Raw genomic sequence first — 14,944 nt, 5'->3', positions numbered from 1 at the left:
GGACGTGGGAAAGCAAAAGGTTGTGTAGCAACATTTATTGAGCGAATGACACGGTGGTATGTTGGCTTTTTGATACCGGATCGCTCAGCTCAATCAATGGAAAGAGCAGTACGTCTACTTCATACTAAATTACCCAAAGGCGCTATAAAAACAGCCACAACAGACCGAGGTAAAGAATTTAGCTGCTATAAAGTGTTAGAAAATAACTTGAAAATTGATGTTTATTTTGCGGATGCCTATTCTTCTTGGCAGCGCGGAAGTAATGAAAATGGGAATGGATTACTTCGCGAGTTCTTCCCTAAGAAAACAAATTTTGAAGAAGTATCACCAGAAGAACTAACAGAATCATTAAACTATATCAACAACCGACCAAGAAAATGTCTTGGTTGGAAGACTGCAAACGAGGCTTTTAATGAGCAATTGTTGCACTTAATTTGACAAATCATCAATAATAAAAAGCCACTCATTTGAGTGACTAATATTTTTATTGCTTATGAATATATATTAAAAACTCCAACCATAAGATTTCACTTCAATTGTAGAAATATTTTTTATAACCTCTGATGGTACATCAGGATAACTTAATTCGAAACCAGCTTCACTACCAGGTGCGATTCCTACATCAACACTACCTTTTAACGCTCCTAATAAATTTCCGTTTGCATCAAATAGAGCCGCAGCTAAACGTACATCATCTTGTTGTTCTTTAGTAATATTCTTGACAACACCAGTTACCTTGTATCCGAAATCTCCTGCGATACCTTTTGTACCACTAACTTCTAAAACGTTAAGATCCTGTTCGGTTTTATTGAAACTGAAATAAACCTAACAGAATCAGAGCGTGCCATCGTTTAGAGAATAGAGAACGCCCAGTGCCATTTTATAAATGGCTAAATGAACGTGATGATCGTACACAATCTACAAGTGGTGGAGAATAAGAAAATGCTTTTGTGATATAAGTTCTGAAAAATTATGAATTAACTTTTAAATTACATTTGCGTAAAAGAGTCCAATATCTACATTCGCAATAACTAGCGCTATTGCAGGTACATGGTGGATCCCAGGTATTGGGGAAATTGTAATTACTACTGCTGGAGACATTTTAGTAGGTGGTGCAGTAATCAAAGCAGGTACATGGATTTATAATACATAGAAGCTTATTTTGCTGAAAGAACTTATAATGAACATAAAAAAAAATGGACTAAAACAGATTGTCACACAGTAGATAGTAATAAAAATAAATTACCTATGACTGGAATTCCTCTTACTAGTCGTGACAGAACTGCAAATGGCGCTTGGAACGGAAAAGTTGAGCAAAGAAGATATTATGATAAAAATGGGAATGCTGACATGGATATTGACTATACAGATCATGGCAATCCAAAGCAACATCCAAAAGTACCCCATAGACATGACTGGAATGGTTATAACGGAGGCCCTGCGTATTAAAAAGGAGGTAAATATATGACAGAAAATGAATACTTAGAATTCATAAGCCATCTCGCAATGAATGATGAACTGAATTTTAGTTATAAAGATGATGATTATTGGATAAGTCATAATCCTGGTAAATCCTATCTAACAAGATCTAAAGATCAATATTCTCAAGAATTTAATGGATATGAAGAACTCCTTGAAAAGGGAACAATAGAAGGCAAGAAAATCTCGGAAATATATTCAGAAATAAAATGGTGAAATAGACTGTTTTATTGTTCAACCGTGATGGATGGTCTTAAAATCAAGGTAAACATTATAGTTATTAACCAGCGTTGTGGTATGTCCTCCTGGGACGTCTATAGGTTCAGATAGAATAAGTTTGAATCAACTGAAAAGCGCTTCAGATCCTTTGTTATCAAGGATTTGAAGTGCTTTTCCTTTTTCGAGAATAAGTTAGAAAAGGATGGAGAATGAAAAGCGAGAAAAGTTTTTATGGAGAAATATATCATATCATCTAAAAAAAGAAACTTTAAAAAAATGGAGAAAGAAAATATCACTGCATACTAAAAAAAGTTATAAAATTATCGTTTAATAGGCGGAGCATAAATCAATGTTTATGCTCTCTTTTTTTGTTTTTGTCTATAAACCTGTCGATTATACTGCTGGTACGACGCTATCAGACGCTTCTCAAAAGCTACAAAAAGAAGAGGTTTTTTAAATTAAAAGATTAATATAATTTATGAAAACTCCATATCCAAATTTTTTTAGGGAGTAAAGCATTTTCATTACAAGCAGATAATCTGTATTTATCGTTAATTTCATTAGTAAATATAATATCGTTTTCATAAATCTCAAAAGAAATTGATGTTAAAGGGAAAGAAAGATCTTCCCCAATAGGTTTAATAAGGAACTCAACCTAATCAATTAGTAGCTATCTTTATGGAAAAAGGGTGGGAACAAGTTGTCGGTGTACTTGGTATTTTACAATCTGGTTCAGCATACGTACCTATTGATCCGGCACTTCCGAATGAACGTATTCTATATCTACTGCGTTCTACAGGTGTAAAAATTATTCTTACCCAATCAGGAATGAAATCTCAAATAGAATTACCAGAAGAGATATCTATTTACGAAGTAAATGAGCAATTTTTGTCAGATTGGTCTGACGAACCGTTGCCATTCGTTCAAAGTCCTGATGATTTAGCCTATGTAATATTTACTTCTGGCTCCACAGGTGATCCAAAAGGAGTGATGATTACTCATTCTGGTGCAGTAAATACCATTATTGATATAAACAGCAAGTTTAATGTAACGGAGAAAGATCGTGTGATTGCACTTTCAGCCTTACATTTTGACCTATCAGTCTATGATATATTCGGAAGTCTTGCCGCAGGTGCTAGTATTGTCATACCTGATGCAGATGCCGGGTTTAATCCAAAGCATTTGGAATGGCTTTTGAGCATTGAGAAAGTTACAGTGTGGAATTCAGTCCCTGCTTTAATGGAGATGTTTATGAATCATTTATCGCAGAAAAATGGATATGCTGACAATCTTAGACTAGTTATGCTGAGCGGGGATTGGATAGCCGTTTCGTTGCCAGAACTTATTCGTTCGTATTCATCTACAGAATTAATTATAAGTTTAGGAGGTGCAACTGAGGCTTCTATTTGGTCTATTTTCTACCCTATTGAAAATTTGCAAGCTAGTAGTAAAAGTGTACCTTACGGAAAAGCGCTTTCTAAACAAAAAATGCTTGTCTTAAATGAGTCACTAGAACCTTGCCCTGATTGGGGTACAGGACAAATTTATATAGGTGGTATAGGATTGTCTACTGGATATTGGAAAGACCAGGTCCGAACAAATGAGAATTTTATCTATCATCCTAAGACGAAAGAACGTTTATACCGAACAGGAGATTTGGGTAGGTATTTACCAGACGGCAACATTGAATTTATAGGTAGAGAAGACTTTCAAATAAAAATTAATGGATATCGTATTGAAATAGGTGAAATTGAATATATGTTACTTCAACATCCTGCGATAAAAGATGTAGTTGTTACTGTGGCTGACGAAGGAACAACAAAAGACTTTTGGCTTTTTATATACAGGCCCATGGAGAAACTGTCGAGAGTAGAAATTTACGAACATTTCTTATTCAAAAATTACCCGAATATATGATTCCAAAAAATTATATAAAAGTTGATAATTTCCCTTTAACTTCAAATATGAAAGTAGATCGTCAACTTCTAATAAGAAATGTAGATGTAGAGAGCTTAACAATTAATTGTTACGAAAAACCTCGGACTGTAGTAGAAAAAAAATAGCCGAAATATGGTCTAGTTTGCTTGCATTGGATAAAATAGGCGTACATGATAGCTTTTATGAACTTGGAGGAGATTCTTTACAATCAATGAAAATGATTGAGGAAATCCGAGAAACTTATCAAATCAATTTCCCTTTAAGGGCGTTATTACAAACCAGTACAATTGAAGAGATGGCCACTTATATTGAAGAGCAATTGGAAATAGAAAACAATTCGGTTAAAGCAAGGTCGTTTGAAGGGAATGTTAAAAATGAATCAGTTAACTCTCATTAAGTACAATCCATGGATCGTTACTTTTAAAGCTATAAAGGCACCACGTCTACGCCTTTTTTGCTTCCCTTTCGCTGGGGGGAATGCCCTAACATATAAAGATTGGGGTGACTATTTACCTGAAGATGTTGAGGTATGCTGTATTCAATTACCTGGTAGAGGGAATCGATTGCTCGAGAAGCCAATTTCTAATCTTCCGAATCTTTTAGATGCACTCCAAGAAGCATTTTTGTCGTTTATAGATGATGTTCCTTTTGTATTTTTTGGACATAGTATGGGCGCATTAATAGCCTTTGAGTTCACCCGTCATTTGGAGAAGCGTCATGGTGTTCGTCCAGTTTGTTTATTTGTCTCTGCTCACAGAGCACCACATTTACCACGGAAATCTTCAACTTTTTATCATACTCTACCAGATAATGAACTTTTAGAAAGGGTGAAGAGTCTAAATGGAACACCAGATTGGTTCTTTGAGGAGCAAGAACTTGTTCAACTCTCTTTACCTATGATAAAAGCTGATTTAGAAATATGTGAGTGCTATGTTTATGAACGAGGGCCGTCTCTGAAAATTCCTATCATTGCGTTTGGCGGAACACGAGATAAAGAAGTGAGTGAAGAGAGTATTTTGGAGTGGGAAAAAATTACAAATTCATCCTTTCAAATGTTTTTGTTACCAGGAAATCATTTCTTTTTAAATAGCTCGCAGGATCGTCTTCTTTCTGAGATATATAAATATATACGTACCATATAAAGTCGTGTATAAATGGATAATCCCTGTTAACAGGATGTTAAAGAGCTTCGAAAATGTGTATACATATGAACGTTCGATAAAGAGGGTTCGAGCATTGAAGAGTTTTTATATCCACTTATTTGTATATATAATTGTTAATTTAGGATTGATAATTATTAACTTATTCTCTTCACCGGGAAGCTTATGGTTTATTTATACTTTACTAGGGTGGGGAATCGGAATTGTAGCACATGGTATTTCAGTATTTAGTAGTGGCACGTTTTTGGGGAAAGAATGGGAGAAGAAGCAGTTAGAAAAATATATGAATAAAAAATAAATTCAACTTTAATAATAAATAATTTCGATTTACCTGAGACGTTTCAAAAGCTCAATGTTTTTGAAACGTTTTTTCTTCTATTTAGATGCATGAAAAGGATTTGTTGAATAAATTTGGACTGGAATTCCACCAATTCGAAGTGTTAAGTGCTTGATGTGTCTAAGAGGCAAAAACTTAAATATGCAACTTATTAAAGAAAATAAACACCTTGTAGTTAATTTAATACATTTCATTTAGATTTTTAATTTTATGGAAAATTAGGTGGTATTATTATTTATAGTGGCATGGAGGTCTAGATGAAAATAAAGATAAATATCGAAAAGCAATATGATGAAATAGAAGTACACATTTATGCAAATGAATATAACGCTGAAATTGAACAGTTGATGAAACAATTAAAAAAGAATGAAGTTAATGTCATTGATGGGTATAGGGATAATGAAATTCACATGTTAAAAACAAATGATATTCACTGTATCTATGCAGAAGGTATAAAAGTTTTTTTTCAAACTGAAGAAGAAGAATTTGACTCAAAGCGGAGAATTTATGAATTGGAACAATTACTTGGCGACAAATTTGTGCGTGTCAATAAATCAACTCTTGTTAATATTTCCAAAATTACCTCTATACAATTAGGGCCACTTGGATCAACACAACTATTTTTAGAAAATGAGATTTCCGTTGTTGTGAGTCGAAATTATTTAAAGAAACTAAAACAAGCACTCGGTATTGGGAGGAATTAACAATAAAAATTTTACAAAATGGGATAATTGGACTTCTTATTGGATTAAGCACGTCCTATGTAATAATAACACTGGGTAGTGTTGCTAACCCAGGTAGTTTAATTAGTGGTCAAGATCTATTAAGAGAGCTATTGACTGCAGCAATTATGGGTATTTTAATTGGCATTGCAACACTTATATTTGAAACGGGAATTGTGTCTTTCAATGTCCAATTAACACTTCATTTCTGTTTTGTTACTATTTGTGTCTTCGTCGCAGGACTTGTCGGCTCTTGGTTTGAATTATCAAAATGGCATACCATCTGGCCTGTTTTTTTAATTGAAGCCATCGCCTATATCATTATTTGGATTCTATTATGGCTACTAACAAAGCGTGAAGTAGATGAAATTAATAACTTATTACAAAATAGAAAGAGAGGTTAGTTAAATGGAATTAGTAATTGACGTGAAAAATTTAAGTAAGAAATACGGTTCACATGAAGCCGTGAAGGGAATTTCGTTTGAGGTAAAGAAGGGTGCATTATTTGCATTTTTAGGGACAAATGGTGCTGGAAAATCTACATCTATTGAAATGTTGTGTAGATTGTTGGAAAAAACTTTAGGATATGTAAAAATTAATGGTGTGACTCTAGGTAGTCGAACAAATAATTATTTAATTCGAAAAGCAATTGGCGTTGTTTTTCAGCAAAGCATTTTGGACACACGTCTAACAGTGAAAGAAAATATCTTACATCGAGGTAACATATATAACTTGACAAAAAAAGAATTACAAGAAAACTGGGGATTTGTGAATCGCTATTTACATTTAGAAGATATTGCGAAGAAAAAATATGGGACATTATCTGGCGGTCAAAAGCGACGTGCAGATATTGCAAGAGCAATTATTCATAAACCAACTATTTTATTTTTAGATGAACCCACAACAGGCCTTGATCCACAAACACGCGTCTTTGTTTGGGATGCAATTAAAAAGCTACAAGAAGAAACGAATATGACAATTTTTTTGACTACTCATTATATGGAAGAAGCTGCTGTAGCAGATGAAATAGTAGTAATGAAGGAAGGAAAAATCGTGTCTAAAGGTACACCAAATACATTAAAAGAGCAATATACATATGATGAATTATTTGTCTTTTTTAATAACGGTGTAGATGGTTCATCATTACTAACGCAAAACAATCTTAATTTTGATGAGAAAAATGGCGAGTATCGCGTGCGTGTTCAATCTACCATTCATGCACTTGATATTTTAAAGGAACTTCAGACTTTTATCAGCTCATTTGAAGTAAAGAAAGGTTCGATGGACGATGTATTTATTCGTATCAATGAGGAGGTGCCATTAACATGAACACAATGTTGAATTTGGTTAATAGGCATAATAAAGTATTTCGACGTGATCGTATGCTTGTATTTTTTTCAATCTTATCAGTGATTATTGTTATCATGCTGTATGCGATTTTTATTCAAAAAACACAAGTAGATGCTATTGAACAATTAGTACCAGCATCGGATCAATTGAAAACTATGGTGAATGAATGGATGGTTGCAGGCTTACTCTCCATTATTGCTGTAACTACGACGTTAGCAGCTCTAGGTATTTATATAAAGGACTTAGAGACAAAAGTAATGGCTGATTTTTTAACAACTCCTAATGCACGTGCAAAAATTCAATTAAGCTATGTTATCAATTCCTTGCTTATTGGCTTTGTTTTATCGCTTATTGGGTTAATTGCATGTCAATTATTTATTGTGTTCATGGGCGGATCCTGGTTTACGTTTGAAAAAATAGTTCAACTCATTGGGATTATTGTACTTGCGGTTACACTAAGCAGTGTTTTTAACCTATTTCTTACTCTGTTAGTCTCAACACAAAATGCTTTTTCAACTTTAAATACAGTCGTAGGTACCGCTATTGGTTTTTTATGCGGAGTGTATGTGCCACTTGGCGCAGTACCTGATTTTGTACAAAAAATAATCATGGTATTCCCGATTAGTCATACAACAGTTTTGTTTAGAGAAGCTTTGATGCGTGATTCCCTTGATAAAGTTTTTGAAGGAGCACCTGAAGCAGGAAATACTTATGAAATTCAATTTGGTGTCCATTATGAATGGAACGATATGATTTTTTCCCCTATGCATAGTGTAATTTATATTATTGCTTCTATTATTGTTTTTACGCTTATCTCATTATGGCTATATGGCAGAAAAAACAAATAAATATTTACTCAACTTTCGTACACTAAAATATCAAGACATTACTTTCCAAACCTTAGTTAGGACGACCAACTAGCAGCAAATTATAAGTTTTTATTACTACTTATTAATGGACTAGAGGTATTTATTCGTTAAATACACATTATAACTTCATTTGCACTAGTGGAAGAACCACATACGTACTTACCGTACGTATGTGGTTCTTTTTGTTAATCAGCATGTTTGTGTCCCTTATAGGAAAAGTGTTTAAAACAAATTTGAATATAAATTACCGTACTTGTAGATGCGTCCAAAAAATGTTAAAACCCCTACTAGTTTATAAAGTTCATCCTTATATCATAGTTAGAGTCATTGTATACAAGGTTGTGAACAGCTAGAGCCAACTCGAAGGACGATACGATTTTATGCCGTTTTCCCTGTTTTAGAATAATTTATATAAAAAACGGAAAGGAATATGTGTAAAAATGTTGGAGTTGATAGTGATGGAATTTGATAAAGAGAAAGAAGTTTACTGCTACAGCTGTCGAAAAAAAACTGTATTTACTCGAAAAGATATGCATAATAAAAATGGGGTAGACAGTCACTGTAGTGAATGTTCTGGTTTTTGGTTTGAATGGCAAAATCGAGCCGTGGAGAGAGAAATGGAAAAGTGGATTGAATATAATAAACGGCTCATAAATTAGCATAGTTAATGATAGCACAAGAGGAGCTAAAACTTATAAAAAGCGTTATAATACAATAGGAAGAAACTCAATAAAGAGAGATGGATTTTAACATGAACGAACAATTAGAAGATTGGATTACACGTTTTCAAAAGGAGAAAGATATAGAGGCTCTCGCAAACTTAAAAGATTATTGCTACTATATGATTGAACCTTTAATTGAGGAATTTACGGAGAAATACGGTAACGATGCTGGGGAGTTATTACGATTAAAATGGGATAAGCGTTTTTATTTTATTTTTACAAAGTATCAATTAAATGTTGGGCTGCCTTTAGATTCTTTCGTTAAAAATACGTACCGTTTTTATTTTATGCAGGTTTTAAAAAAAGCGGGCTATTGAATTACATATAGGGGAGTGTTTCAAATTTGAACATGGCTCCATAAAAAATCCTTGGCTCGTATAAAAGCGAGACAAGGATTTTTGTGTTTTATCATGCTCTTTGGCAGGAGAATAACGGCCTGTAAAAGCCTAATTGGGGAAGACTAATCTTCAGTAGGGGATGAAGAAAAGCGCCTACTGATGAAAGTTTCTCTTTATTGATACATCATATCTTCTGCAAGGTGGGCAAATACCTCACCGATAATGGAGTCTTCATCATAAACGGAAGAACCTGTATTTTCCTCAGGTTGCGCAAATGGAACTTGAGCGAGAATACTTGTCTGAAGCTCATCTGCTAATTTTTCTGCGCCACCTTGACCGAATAAATAGTTCTTTTCACCATTTGAGTTTTCGAAGTAGGCCATGTTTTCAACTACACCAAGAATCGTATGTTTCGTATGTTGAGCCATCAGACCTGCACGAGAAGCAACATGAGAAGCTGCAAGGTGTGGTGTTGTGACAATAATTTCCTGCGCTTGTGGAATCATTGCCGCCATATCAATGGCTACATCTCCTGTACCAGGTGGTAAGTCTATAAGGAGATAATCTAATTCATCCCAATGTGTATTGACAAGGAAATTACGAATCCATTTGTTGAGCATTGGGCCACGCCACATGACAGGTTGGTTTTCGTTTGTGAAAAAACCCATCGACATGATCTTCACACCATGACTTATTACTGGAATAGCCGTTTGGTCAATCATTGTTGGCTTTTGTTGAATCTTCATCATGGCAGGAATACTGAAGCCATATATATCGGCGTCTAAAATACCTACACGTTTTCCAAGACGGGCAAGAGCTACTGCTAAGTTAATTGTCACGGTAGATTTACCGACGCCACCTTTACCACTAGTAACTGCTATAAATTTAACACCAGAATCGGGAAGAAGCATTTTAGGCATACCTTTATCCGTCACTTTTTCTGATTTTAAAGAAGCTGTTAAACTACGACGTTCGTCATCTGTCATAGAACCAAATGTAATGGAGACTTTTGATGCGCCGATCGCTTTCAACGCTTCTTCAACATCTTGTTGGATTTTGGCTTTTAAAGGACATCCTTGAATAGTCAAAATAATATCAAGTGAGATATCCGTACCGTTGACTTGAATATTGCGTACCATATTCAAGTCAACGATGCTTTTATGAAGTTCTGGATCATCGATTTTCTGCAAAGTTTTTATAATGTGTTCGTTCGTTAGCATATTAGAAACCACCTTCCTATTTTAGGCCTTTGCCAAGCCCTTTTAAGAAGTGAACGCCAAAGTTTACAGCACGATTAACATCAGGATCGTTTAACATTTTGAACAACTTAAAGGCACTAACCTTTTCGTCCGATTCAACGGCCTTGTTCGCTTCATTTATACCAGTATTTAAGCCCTCAACAAGCTTTGTTGTTGTTTCGGGATTCAGTTCGGTTAATGCTCCCGCAACACCCATTAAGTTGTTGATAATATTCGTCACTGGCTTACGCGTTAATTGACCAAGAGCAATATGTGCAACATCCTCTTTTGCTTCAAGTAGTTTCGTAGCAGCTTCTAGCGCTCCAATATCATTTAATTCTGCCATGATCGTAAAGACCTGGTTCACCATTTCTTCATTCTCAGAAAGAAGTTGCTTTAAATTCTCTAACTTTTCTTCCTTTAGTTGTTCTTCTGTTTTTTGCGCTTTTTGAATTGTCGTAATTGGTGCTGCCATGAACTCACTCCCTTTCGTTAGTTGTTAAGTGAACGTAGCCAGGACGATTCCATTTACGTTGTACCTCAACACCATTTTGTGGATGACGTTTTTTATAACGCGGATTTGTTCTAGGAAGTGGTGATTTTCCTTTTTGTTTCAATACTTCAACGCGTACTTTTGTTTGTTTATACGCCGGAGTCGATGTATTGATGTCTCCAGCTGGGCCCGTTAAGAAATTAATCGCTGAATCTTTGCTAACCGAGTTCATTGGTAAGAAAAGTTCATTTCCTTGTACGCGATCTGTTACTAGGGCATTTAATTTTAATGCGCCTTGAGGAGACACTAAACGAAGAAGAGCTCCATCTTCAATGCCGCGTTCTTTTGCTAGTTCTGGTGATACTTCAACAAAAATTTCAGGTACTTTCGATTGAATACCTTTTGATTTATTTGTCATATTACCTTCATGGAAGTGTTCAAGCATACGGCCATTGTTAATATGACAGTCATATTGCGCTTCATATTCAACCGGTCTAATCCAATCATTTAAAGCAAAACGAGCTTTTTTGTCAGGGAAATTAAAACCATCTTCATATAGTAAAGGTGTGTCTTTACCATCATGGCTACCCCAACAGAAGCTACCCCAATTTTCTAATACATCATAGTTCGCTTGCGAGAAGAATGGAGCAAGACTAGCCATTTCAGCAAAGATTTCACTTGGGTGACTGTAATTCCAGTCAGCACCTAGGCGACGTGCTACTAATTGAAGGATTTCCCAATCGGCTTTTGATTCACCAAGTGTTGGTAATACTTGATATAGTCGTTGTACACGACGCTCTGTATTCGTGAACGTACCTTCTTTTTCAAGAGAAGGTGCTGCTGGTAAAATAACATCCGCATATTGTGCTGTACGTGAAAGGAAGCAATCTTGTACAACAAAGAAGTCTAATTGTGAAAGTACTTTATCTACATGGTTAGCATCGCAATCTACAAGTGCCATATCTTCCCCAACTAAATACATTGCTTTCATTTTACCTTCCATGATCGCATCTAACATTGCCATATTCGTACGACCTGGTTCAGGTTTGATTTTCACACCATATGCTTCTTCAAATTTCTTACGTGCTTCGTCGTCTATTACTTTTTGATTACCTGGTAATAGATTTGGTAGTGTACCCATATCACAAGCACCTTGAACATTGTTGTGACCACGAAGAGGGTAGGCACCTGCACCTGGACGACGATAGTTACCAGTAGCTAGAAGTAGGTTAGAAATTGCAGCTGATGTATATGAGCCACCTGTATTTTGTGTAACACCCATACCCCAAAGTACACATGTACCGTCAGCATCACGAATCATTTCAGCAACATTTATCAACGTTTCTTTTGCAATGCCCGTTTCTTTTTCTGCATATTCTAGTGTGTATGTTTCAAGTACATCTTTAAAATCATCAAAGAAGTGCACGTTCTCTTTAATGAAGGCTTCATCATGCCAACCTTGATCGATCATATATTTTGTAACGGCCATTAACCATACTTGGTCTGTTCCTTGTTTTGGACGCATGAAAATATCAGAACGCTCAGCCATTTCATGTTTGCGAACGTCGGCAACAATTAATTTTTGACCGTGTAACTTATGGGCACGTTTTACACGAGTAGCTAAAACAGGGTGACCTTCTGCAGGGTTGGCCCCAACAATAATAACAAGGCCAGCTTTTGCGATATCTTTGATCGTTCCAGCGTCGCCACCTATACCAACTGTGCGTAGTAGGCCATCTGTAGCTGGAGATTGACAATAGCGTGAGCAGTTATCAACATCGTTTGTTTCGAATAATTGACGTGCCATTTTTTGAATTAAGTAGTTTTCTTCGTTTGTAATTTTTGAAGAAGAAATAAAGCCGACAGAACCAGAACCGTGTTCTTTTTGAATGCCACCTAGTTTAGTAGCAATTAAGTCAAGCGCTTCATCCCATGAGGATTCAACAAATGCATCATTTTTACGAATTAATGGTTTTGTAATTCGTTCTTCAGAGTTGATGAAGTCCCAACCGAATTTTCCTTTTACACAAGTAGAAATAGCATTTACAGGACCGTCAGAAGGTTGCACTTTTAAAATTTTGCGGTCTTTTGTCCAAACTTCGAACGAACAACCTACTCCACAGAAAGTACAAACTGTTTTTGTTTTCTTCGTACGTTTACTACGCATTGCAGCTTCGACTTCAGAAACAGCGAAGATACCGCTATACCCAGGTTCAACTTCCTTAATTAAATTAATCATCGGATCTAATGTATCTTGTTTAAGCCCAGTCATAAAACCAGCTTCACCAAGCATTGATTTTTCCATTAAGGCATTACATGGACAAACTGTAACACATTGTCCACAGCCTACACATGAAGAATCGTTAATGGCAACGCCTTCATCCCAAATTACTTTTGGTCTTTCGGCTTCCCAGTCAAGAGATAATGTTTCATTAACTTGTAAGTTTTGACAAACCTCTACACATTGTCCACATGCGATACATTGGTTTGGATCATATCGATAAAACGGGTGAGACATGTCTACTTCGTGTGGTTCAACTTTTGGTTGATAAGGATATTTTTGATGTTCGATTTCCATTAATTCTGCTGTGTTGTGTAATGAACAATTTCCGTTGTTATTATCGCAAACTGTGCAGTACAGCAAATGATTTTCTAGTAAACGGTCCATCGCTTCCGTTTGTGCAGCTTTCGCTTTATCAGAAGTAAGTTGGATATCCATGCCGTTTAGTGCTTTTGTTGAACAAGAGCGAACTAATTGTCCATTCACTTCGACGATACATGTATCACAAGTTTCGATAGGATCAACAGCTGGTACATGACAAATTTGTGGATGGGCGATGCCATTTTGATTAATGGTATCAAGTATTGTAGCTCCCTCTGCTACATCATACGGTTGGCCATTAATTTTAATTGTAGTCAAGGTATTTTCCTCCTTTTGCTCTTTGAGACTTATTTGACAACAGGTTAATACTTAGGATAAACGGGAATAGAGTTACGAGTTTTTTTATTTTAATTGTCTTGTTATTTTTAAAAAATTGTCTTGTTAATGTCATTTCCCAATTTGTCCAATTTCTACACCAACATAGATGCAAAAACATGTAGTATTAGTTGTCGATGTTGATATTGCTCAAAAATAAAAAAATCCACCATGAAAAGGCATGTACTAACATGCTATTTATTCATGGTGGATAAAATTCTTAACAGGCCTTGCTAAAAATTCAATCAACTTTTATTTTTTATTCAATATAACTATAGAATTTAAATATTAAAACCACCATGCCTATAGTTCAAACTTATTTGTATGAAACCATGACAAAGGAACCAAAATACTTTCATTCCATATGTAATACCAATTATTATAGCCTTTTCAGCCAAAATCGACAATATTTATAATAAAATTTATCTTCATTCAGTAGAAATTCCTATCTCAGAAGGTAGTTAGATAAATTCAGATGTAGCTTCTTTTTCAATAGGTTTCCCTACTTCCTGAATGAAGATAAAGCCTCCGGCGGATGTCACGGATTTTGAAAGGAATGAATTGTGCGGGCACAATTCAAAATCCGGACGCAATTACGCCAAGGCTTAATTGATCGAGGACTGATAATAATTATCATTGGATATTTTCTCTTTAATTTTTATTTAAGTTGCTATATTATTAACAAACTGTAAGGGTGACCCCGTGAACATTGGATAAAAAAGATTAATTACGTTGGGAGAATCGTTAAAATGTCAAAAAAAGTGCATGAGTTCAACGACATTATTCGAAAACTACGCAAAGATATATTTGGAAAAGGACCAGAGCGTATTCATACAGTTTTCGTAGAGAACATGGCTGTCTCAACTTTATATGGTAATATCACACCGACAGAAAAATTTATTGCGAGTACGACTGAAGGGTTAAAAATGGTTCATGCTGCACGTACAAGAATGATTCAAGATTTGTATACTAAATCACCTCCAGACGGCATGGAAGAATTGATGGGCACTAAGTTACTCCATTTATTTTCAGATATCAAAATTGAAGAGGATTTTGCTATTTCTGTCTTTGTTTTTGAAGATAATATTAGTGAATAAAGGGG

The 14,944-nt window shown here is 35.3% G+C and carries 17 protein-coding genes and 1 pseudogene; 14 read left to right on the top strand and 4 right to left on the bottom strand.

Annotation, left to right across the window (positions count from 1 at the left end):
• The coding region (locus C7Y47_RS12525; protein ID WP_142509085.1) for an IS30 family transposase at positions 1-438 on the top strand (438 nt) is incomplete at its 5' end.
• 66 nt (positions 439-504) lie between these two features.
• On the opposite strand, the gene C7Y47_RS26105 is transcribed toward C7Y47_RS12525, so the two are convergent.
• A complete protein-coding gene (locus C7Y47_RS26105; RefSeq protein ID WP_221887671.1) occupies positions 505-759 on the bottom strand; it encodes an FxLYD domain-containing protein in 255 nt (84 codons plus the stop codon).
• A gap of 489 nt (positions 760-1,248) precedes the next feature.
• On the opposite strand from C7Y47_RS26105, the gene C7Y47_RS12520 reads away from it, so the two are divergent.
• The 12 genes and pseudogenes from C7Y47_RS12520 (at position 1,249) to C7Y47_RS12465 (ending at position 9,113) form a co-directional block, all read left to right on the top strand.
• Positions 1,249-1,449 carry a hypothetical protein gene (locus C7Y47_RS12520; protein ID WP_185903477.1) on the top strand — a complete coding sequence of 67 codons (201 nt, stop codon included), beginning with the start codon at positions 1,249-1,251 and terminating at the stop codon, positions 1,447-1,449.
• A 15-nt stretch (positions 1,450-1,464) separates the two neighbouring features.
• Entirely contained in the window at positions 1,465-1,695 is a 231-nt protein-coding gene (locus tag C7Y47_RS12515) for a hypothetical protein (RefSeq protein WP_142509084.1), read from the top strand.
• Between the two features lie 660 nt (positions 1,696-2,355).
• A pseudogene (locus C7Y47_RS12510) lies at positions 2,356-3,615 on the top strand (amino acid adenylation domain-containing protein); the annotation flags it as partial.
• A gap of 106 nt (positions 3,616-3,721) precedes the next feature.
• Entirely contained in the window at positions 3,722-4,033 is a 312-nt protein-coding gene (locus C7Y47_RS12505) for a phosphopantetheine-binding protein (RefSeq protein WP_142509082.1), read from the top strand.
• On the top strand, positions 4,011-4,778 hold the full coding sequence (locus C7Y47_RS12500; protein WP_185903475.1) for a thioesterase II family protein: 768 nt from the start codon (positions 4,011-4,013) through the stop codon (positions 4,776-4,778). The genes C7Y47_RS12505 and C7Y47_RS12500 overlap by 23 nt, the downstream gene beginning before the upstream one ends.
• Before the next feature lie 34 nt (positions 4,779-4,812).
• Positions 4,813-5,094: a 2TM domain-containing protein gene (locus C7Y47_RS12495; protein WP_142509080.1), complete on the top strand. Its 282-nt coding sequence runs from the start codon at positions 4,813-4,815 to the stop codon at positions 5,092-5,094.
• Between the two features lie 296 nt (positions 5,095-5,390).
• Entirely contained in the window at positions 5,391-5,837 is a 447-nt protein-coding gene (locus C7Y47_RS12490) for a LytTR family DNA-binding domain-containing protein (RefSeq protein WP_142509079.1), read from the top strand.
• A 2-nt stretch (positions 5,838-5,839) separates the two neighbouring features.
• Positions 5,840-6,259 (top strand): DUF3021 domain-containing protein, encoded by a 420-nt coding sequence (locus C7Y47_RS12485; RefSeq protein ID WP_142509078.1) that lies wholly within the window; start codon positions 5,840-5,842, stop codon positions 6,257-6,259.
• Between the two features lie 4 nt (positions 6,260-6,263).
• Positions 6,264-7,184, top strand: a complete 921-nt coding sequence (locus tag C7Y47_RS12480; RefSeq protein ID WP_142509077.1) for an ABC transporter ATP-binding protein — start codon at positions 6,264-6,266, stop codon at positions 7,182-7,184.
• A complete protein-coding gene (locus C7Y47_RS12475) occupies positions 7,181-8,053 on the top strand; it encodes an ABC transporter permease (RefSeq protein ID WP_142509076.1) in 873 nt (290 codons plus the stop codon). Before C7Y47_RS12480 ends, C7Y47_RS12475 begins: the two co-directional genes overlap by 4 nt.
• 479 nt (positions 8,054-8,532) lie before the next feature.
• Positions 8,533-8,733: a hypothetical protein gene (locus C7Y47_RS12470; RefSeq protein WP_142509075.1), complete on the top strand. Its 201-nt coding sequence runs from the start codon at positions 8,533-8,535 to the stop codon at positions 8,731-8,733.
• A gap of 92 nt (positions 8,734-8,825) precedes the next feature.
• A complete protein-coding gene (locus C7Y47_RS12465) occupies positions 8,826-9,113 on the top strand; it encodes a hypothetical protein (RefSeq protein ID WP_142509074.1) in 288 nt (95 codons plus the stop codon).
• A gap of 194 nt (positions 9,114-9,307) precedes the next feature.
• Here the strand turns inward: C7Y47_RS12465 and C7Y47_RS12460 are convergent, their stop codons facing one another.
• The 3 genes from C7Y47_RS12460 to fdhF are packed head-to-tail and all read right to left on the bottom strand — an operon-like array spanning position 9,308 to position 13,785.
• Positions 9,308-10,354, bottom strand: coding sequence for an Mrp/NBP35 family ATP-binding protein (locus tag C7Y47_RS12460; RefSeq protein WP_142509073.1), 1,047 nt, complete (start codon positions 10,352-10,354; stop codon positions 9,308-9,310).
• A 16-nt stretch (positions 10,355-10,370) separates the two neighbouring features.
• A complete protein-coding gene (locus C7Y47_RS12455; protein ID WP_142509072.1) occupies positions 10,371-10,847 on the bottom strand; it encodes a DUF1641 domain-containing protein in 477 nt (158 codons plus the stop codon).
• 4 nt (positions 10,848-10,851) lie between these two features.
• Positions 10,852-13,785, bottom strand: a complete 2,934-nt coding sequence (gene fdhF / locus C7Y47_RS12450) for a formate dehydrogenase subunit alpha (protein ID WP_142509071.1) — start codon at positions 13,783-13,785, stop codon at positions 10,852-10,854.
• Positions 13,786-14,591: 806 nt separating this feature from the next.
• Here fdhF and C7Y47_RS12445 point away from each other — a divergent pair.
• Positions 14,592-14,939, top strand: a complete 348-nt coding sequence (locus C7Y47_RS12445) for a DUF2294 domain-containing protein (RefSeq protein WP_142509070.1) — start codon at positions 14,592-14,594, stop codon at positions 14,937-14,939.
• Positions 14,940-14,944: the final 5 nt, after the last annotated feature.

The organism is Lysinibacillus sphaericus, assembly GCF_006864135.1.
GTDB lineage: Bacteria > Bacillota > Bacilli > Bacillales_A > Planococcaceae > Lysinibacillus.
The sequence above is the reverse complement of the archived record's forward strand: the minus strand, read 5'-3'. Positions and strand labels throughout refer to the sequence as shown.

What these genes read in the sequence shown, in the direction of transcription:
- C7Y47_RS12520 (WP_185903477.1), top strand. Translation starts at nt 1,249, where the DNA reads ATGACTGGAATTCCTCTTACTAGTCGTGACAGAACTGCAAATGGCGCT.
- C7Y47_RS12515 (WP_142509084.1), top strand. Translation starts at nt 1,465, where the DNA reads ATGACAGAAAATGAATACTTAGAATTCATAAGCCATCTCGCAATGAAT.
- C7Y47_RS12500 (WP_185903475.1), top strand. Translation starts at nt 4,011, where the DNA reads ATGAATCAGTTAACTCTCATTAAGTACAATCCATGGATCGTTACTTTT.
- C7Y47_RS12495 (WP_142509080.1), top strand. Translation starts at nt 4,813, where the DNA reads ATGTTAAAGAGCTTCGAAAATGTGTATACATATGAACGTTCGATAAAG.
- C7Y47_RS12490 (WP_142509079.1), top strand. Translation starts at nt 5,391, where the DNA reads ATGAAAATAAAGATAAATATCGAAAAGCAATATGATGAAATAGAAGTA.
- C7Y47_RS12480 (WP_142509077.1), top strand. Translation starts at nt 6,264, where the DNA reads ATGGAATTAGTAATTGACGTGAAAAATTTAAGTAAGAAATACGGTTCA.
- C7Y47_RS12475 (WP_142509076.1), top strand. Translation starts at nt 7,181, where the DNA reads ATGAACACAATGTTGAATTTGGTTAATAGGCATAATAAAGTATTTCGA.
- C7Y47_RS12470 (WP_142509075.1), top strand. Translation starts at nt 8,533, where the DNA reads ATGGAATTTGATAAAGAGAAAGAAGTTTACTGCTACAGCTGTCGAAAA.
- C7Y47_RS12465 (WP_142509074.1), top strand. Translation starts at nt 8,826, where the DNA reads ATGAACGAACAATTAGAAGATTGGATTACACGTTTTCAAAAGGAGAAA.
- C7Y47_RS12460 (WP_142509073.1), bottom strand. Translation starts at nt 10,354, where the DNA reads ATGCTAACGAACGAACACATTATAAAAACTTTGCAGAAAATCGATGAT.
- C7Y47_RS12455 (WP_142509072.1), bottom strand. Translation starts at nt 10,847, where the DNA reads ATGGCAGCACCAATTACGACAATTCAAAAAGCGCAAAAAACAGAAGAA.
- C7Y47_RS12445 (WP_142509070.1), top strand. Translation starts at nt 14,592, where the DNA reads ATGTCAAAAAAAGTGCATGAGTTCAACGACATTATTCGAAAACTACGC.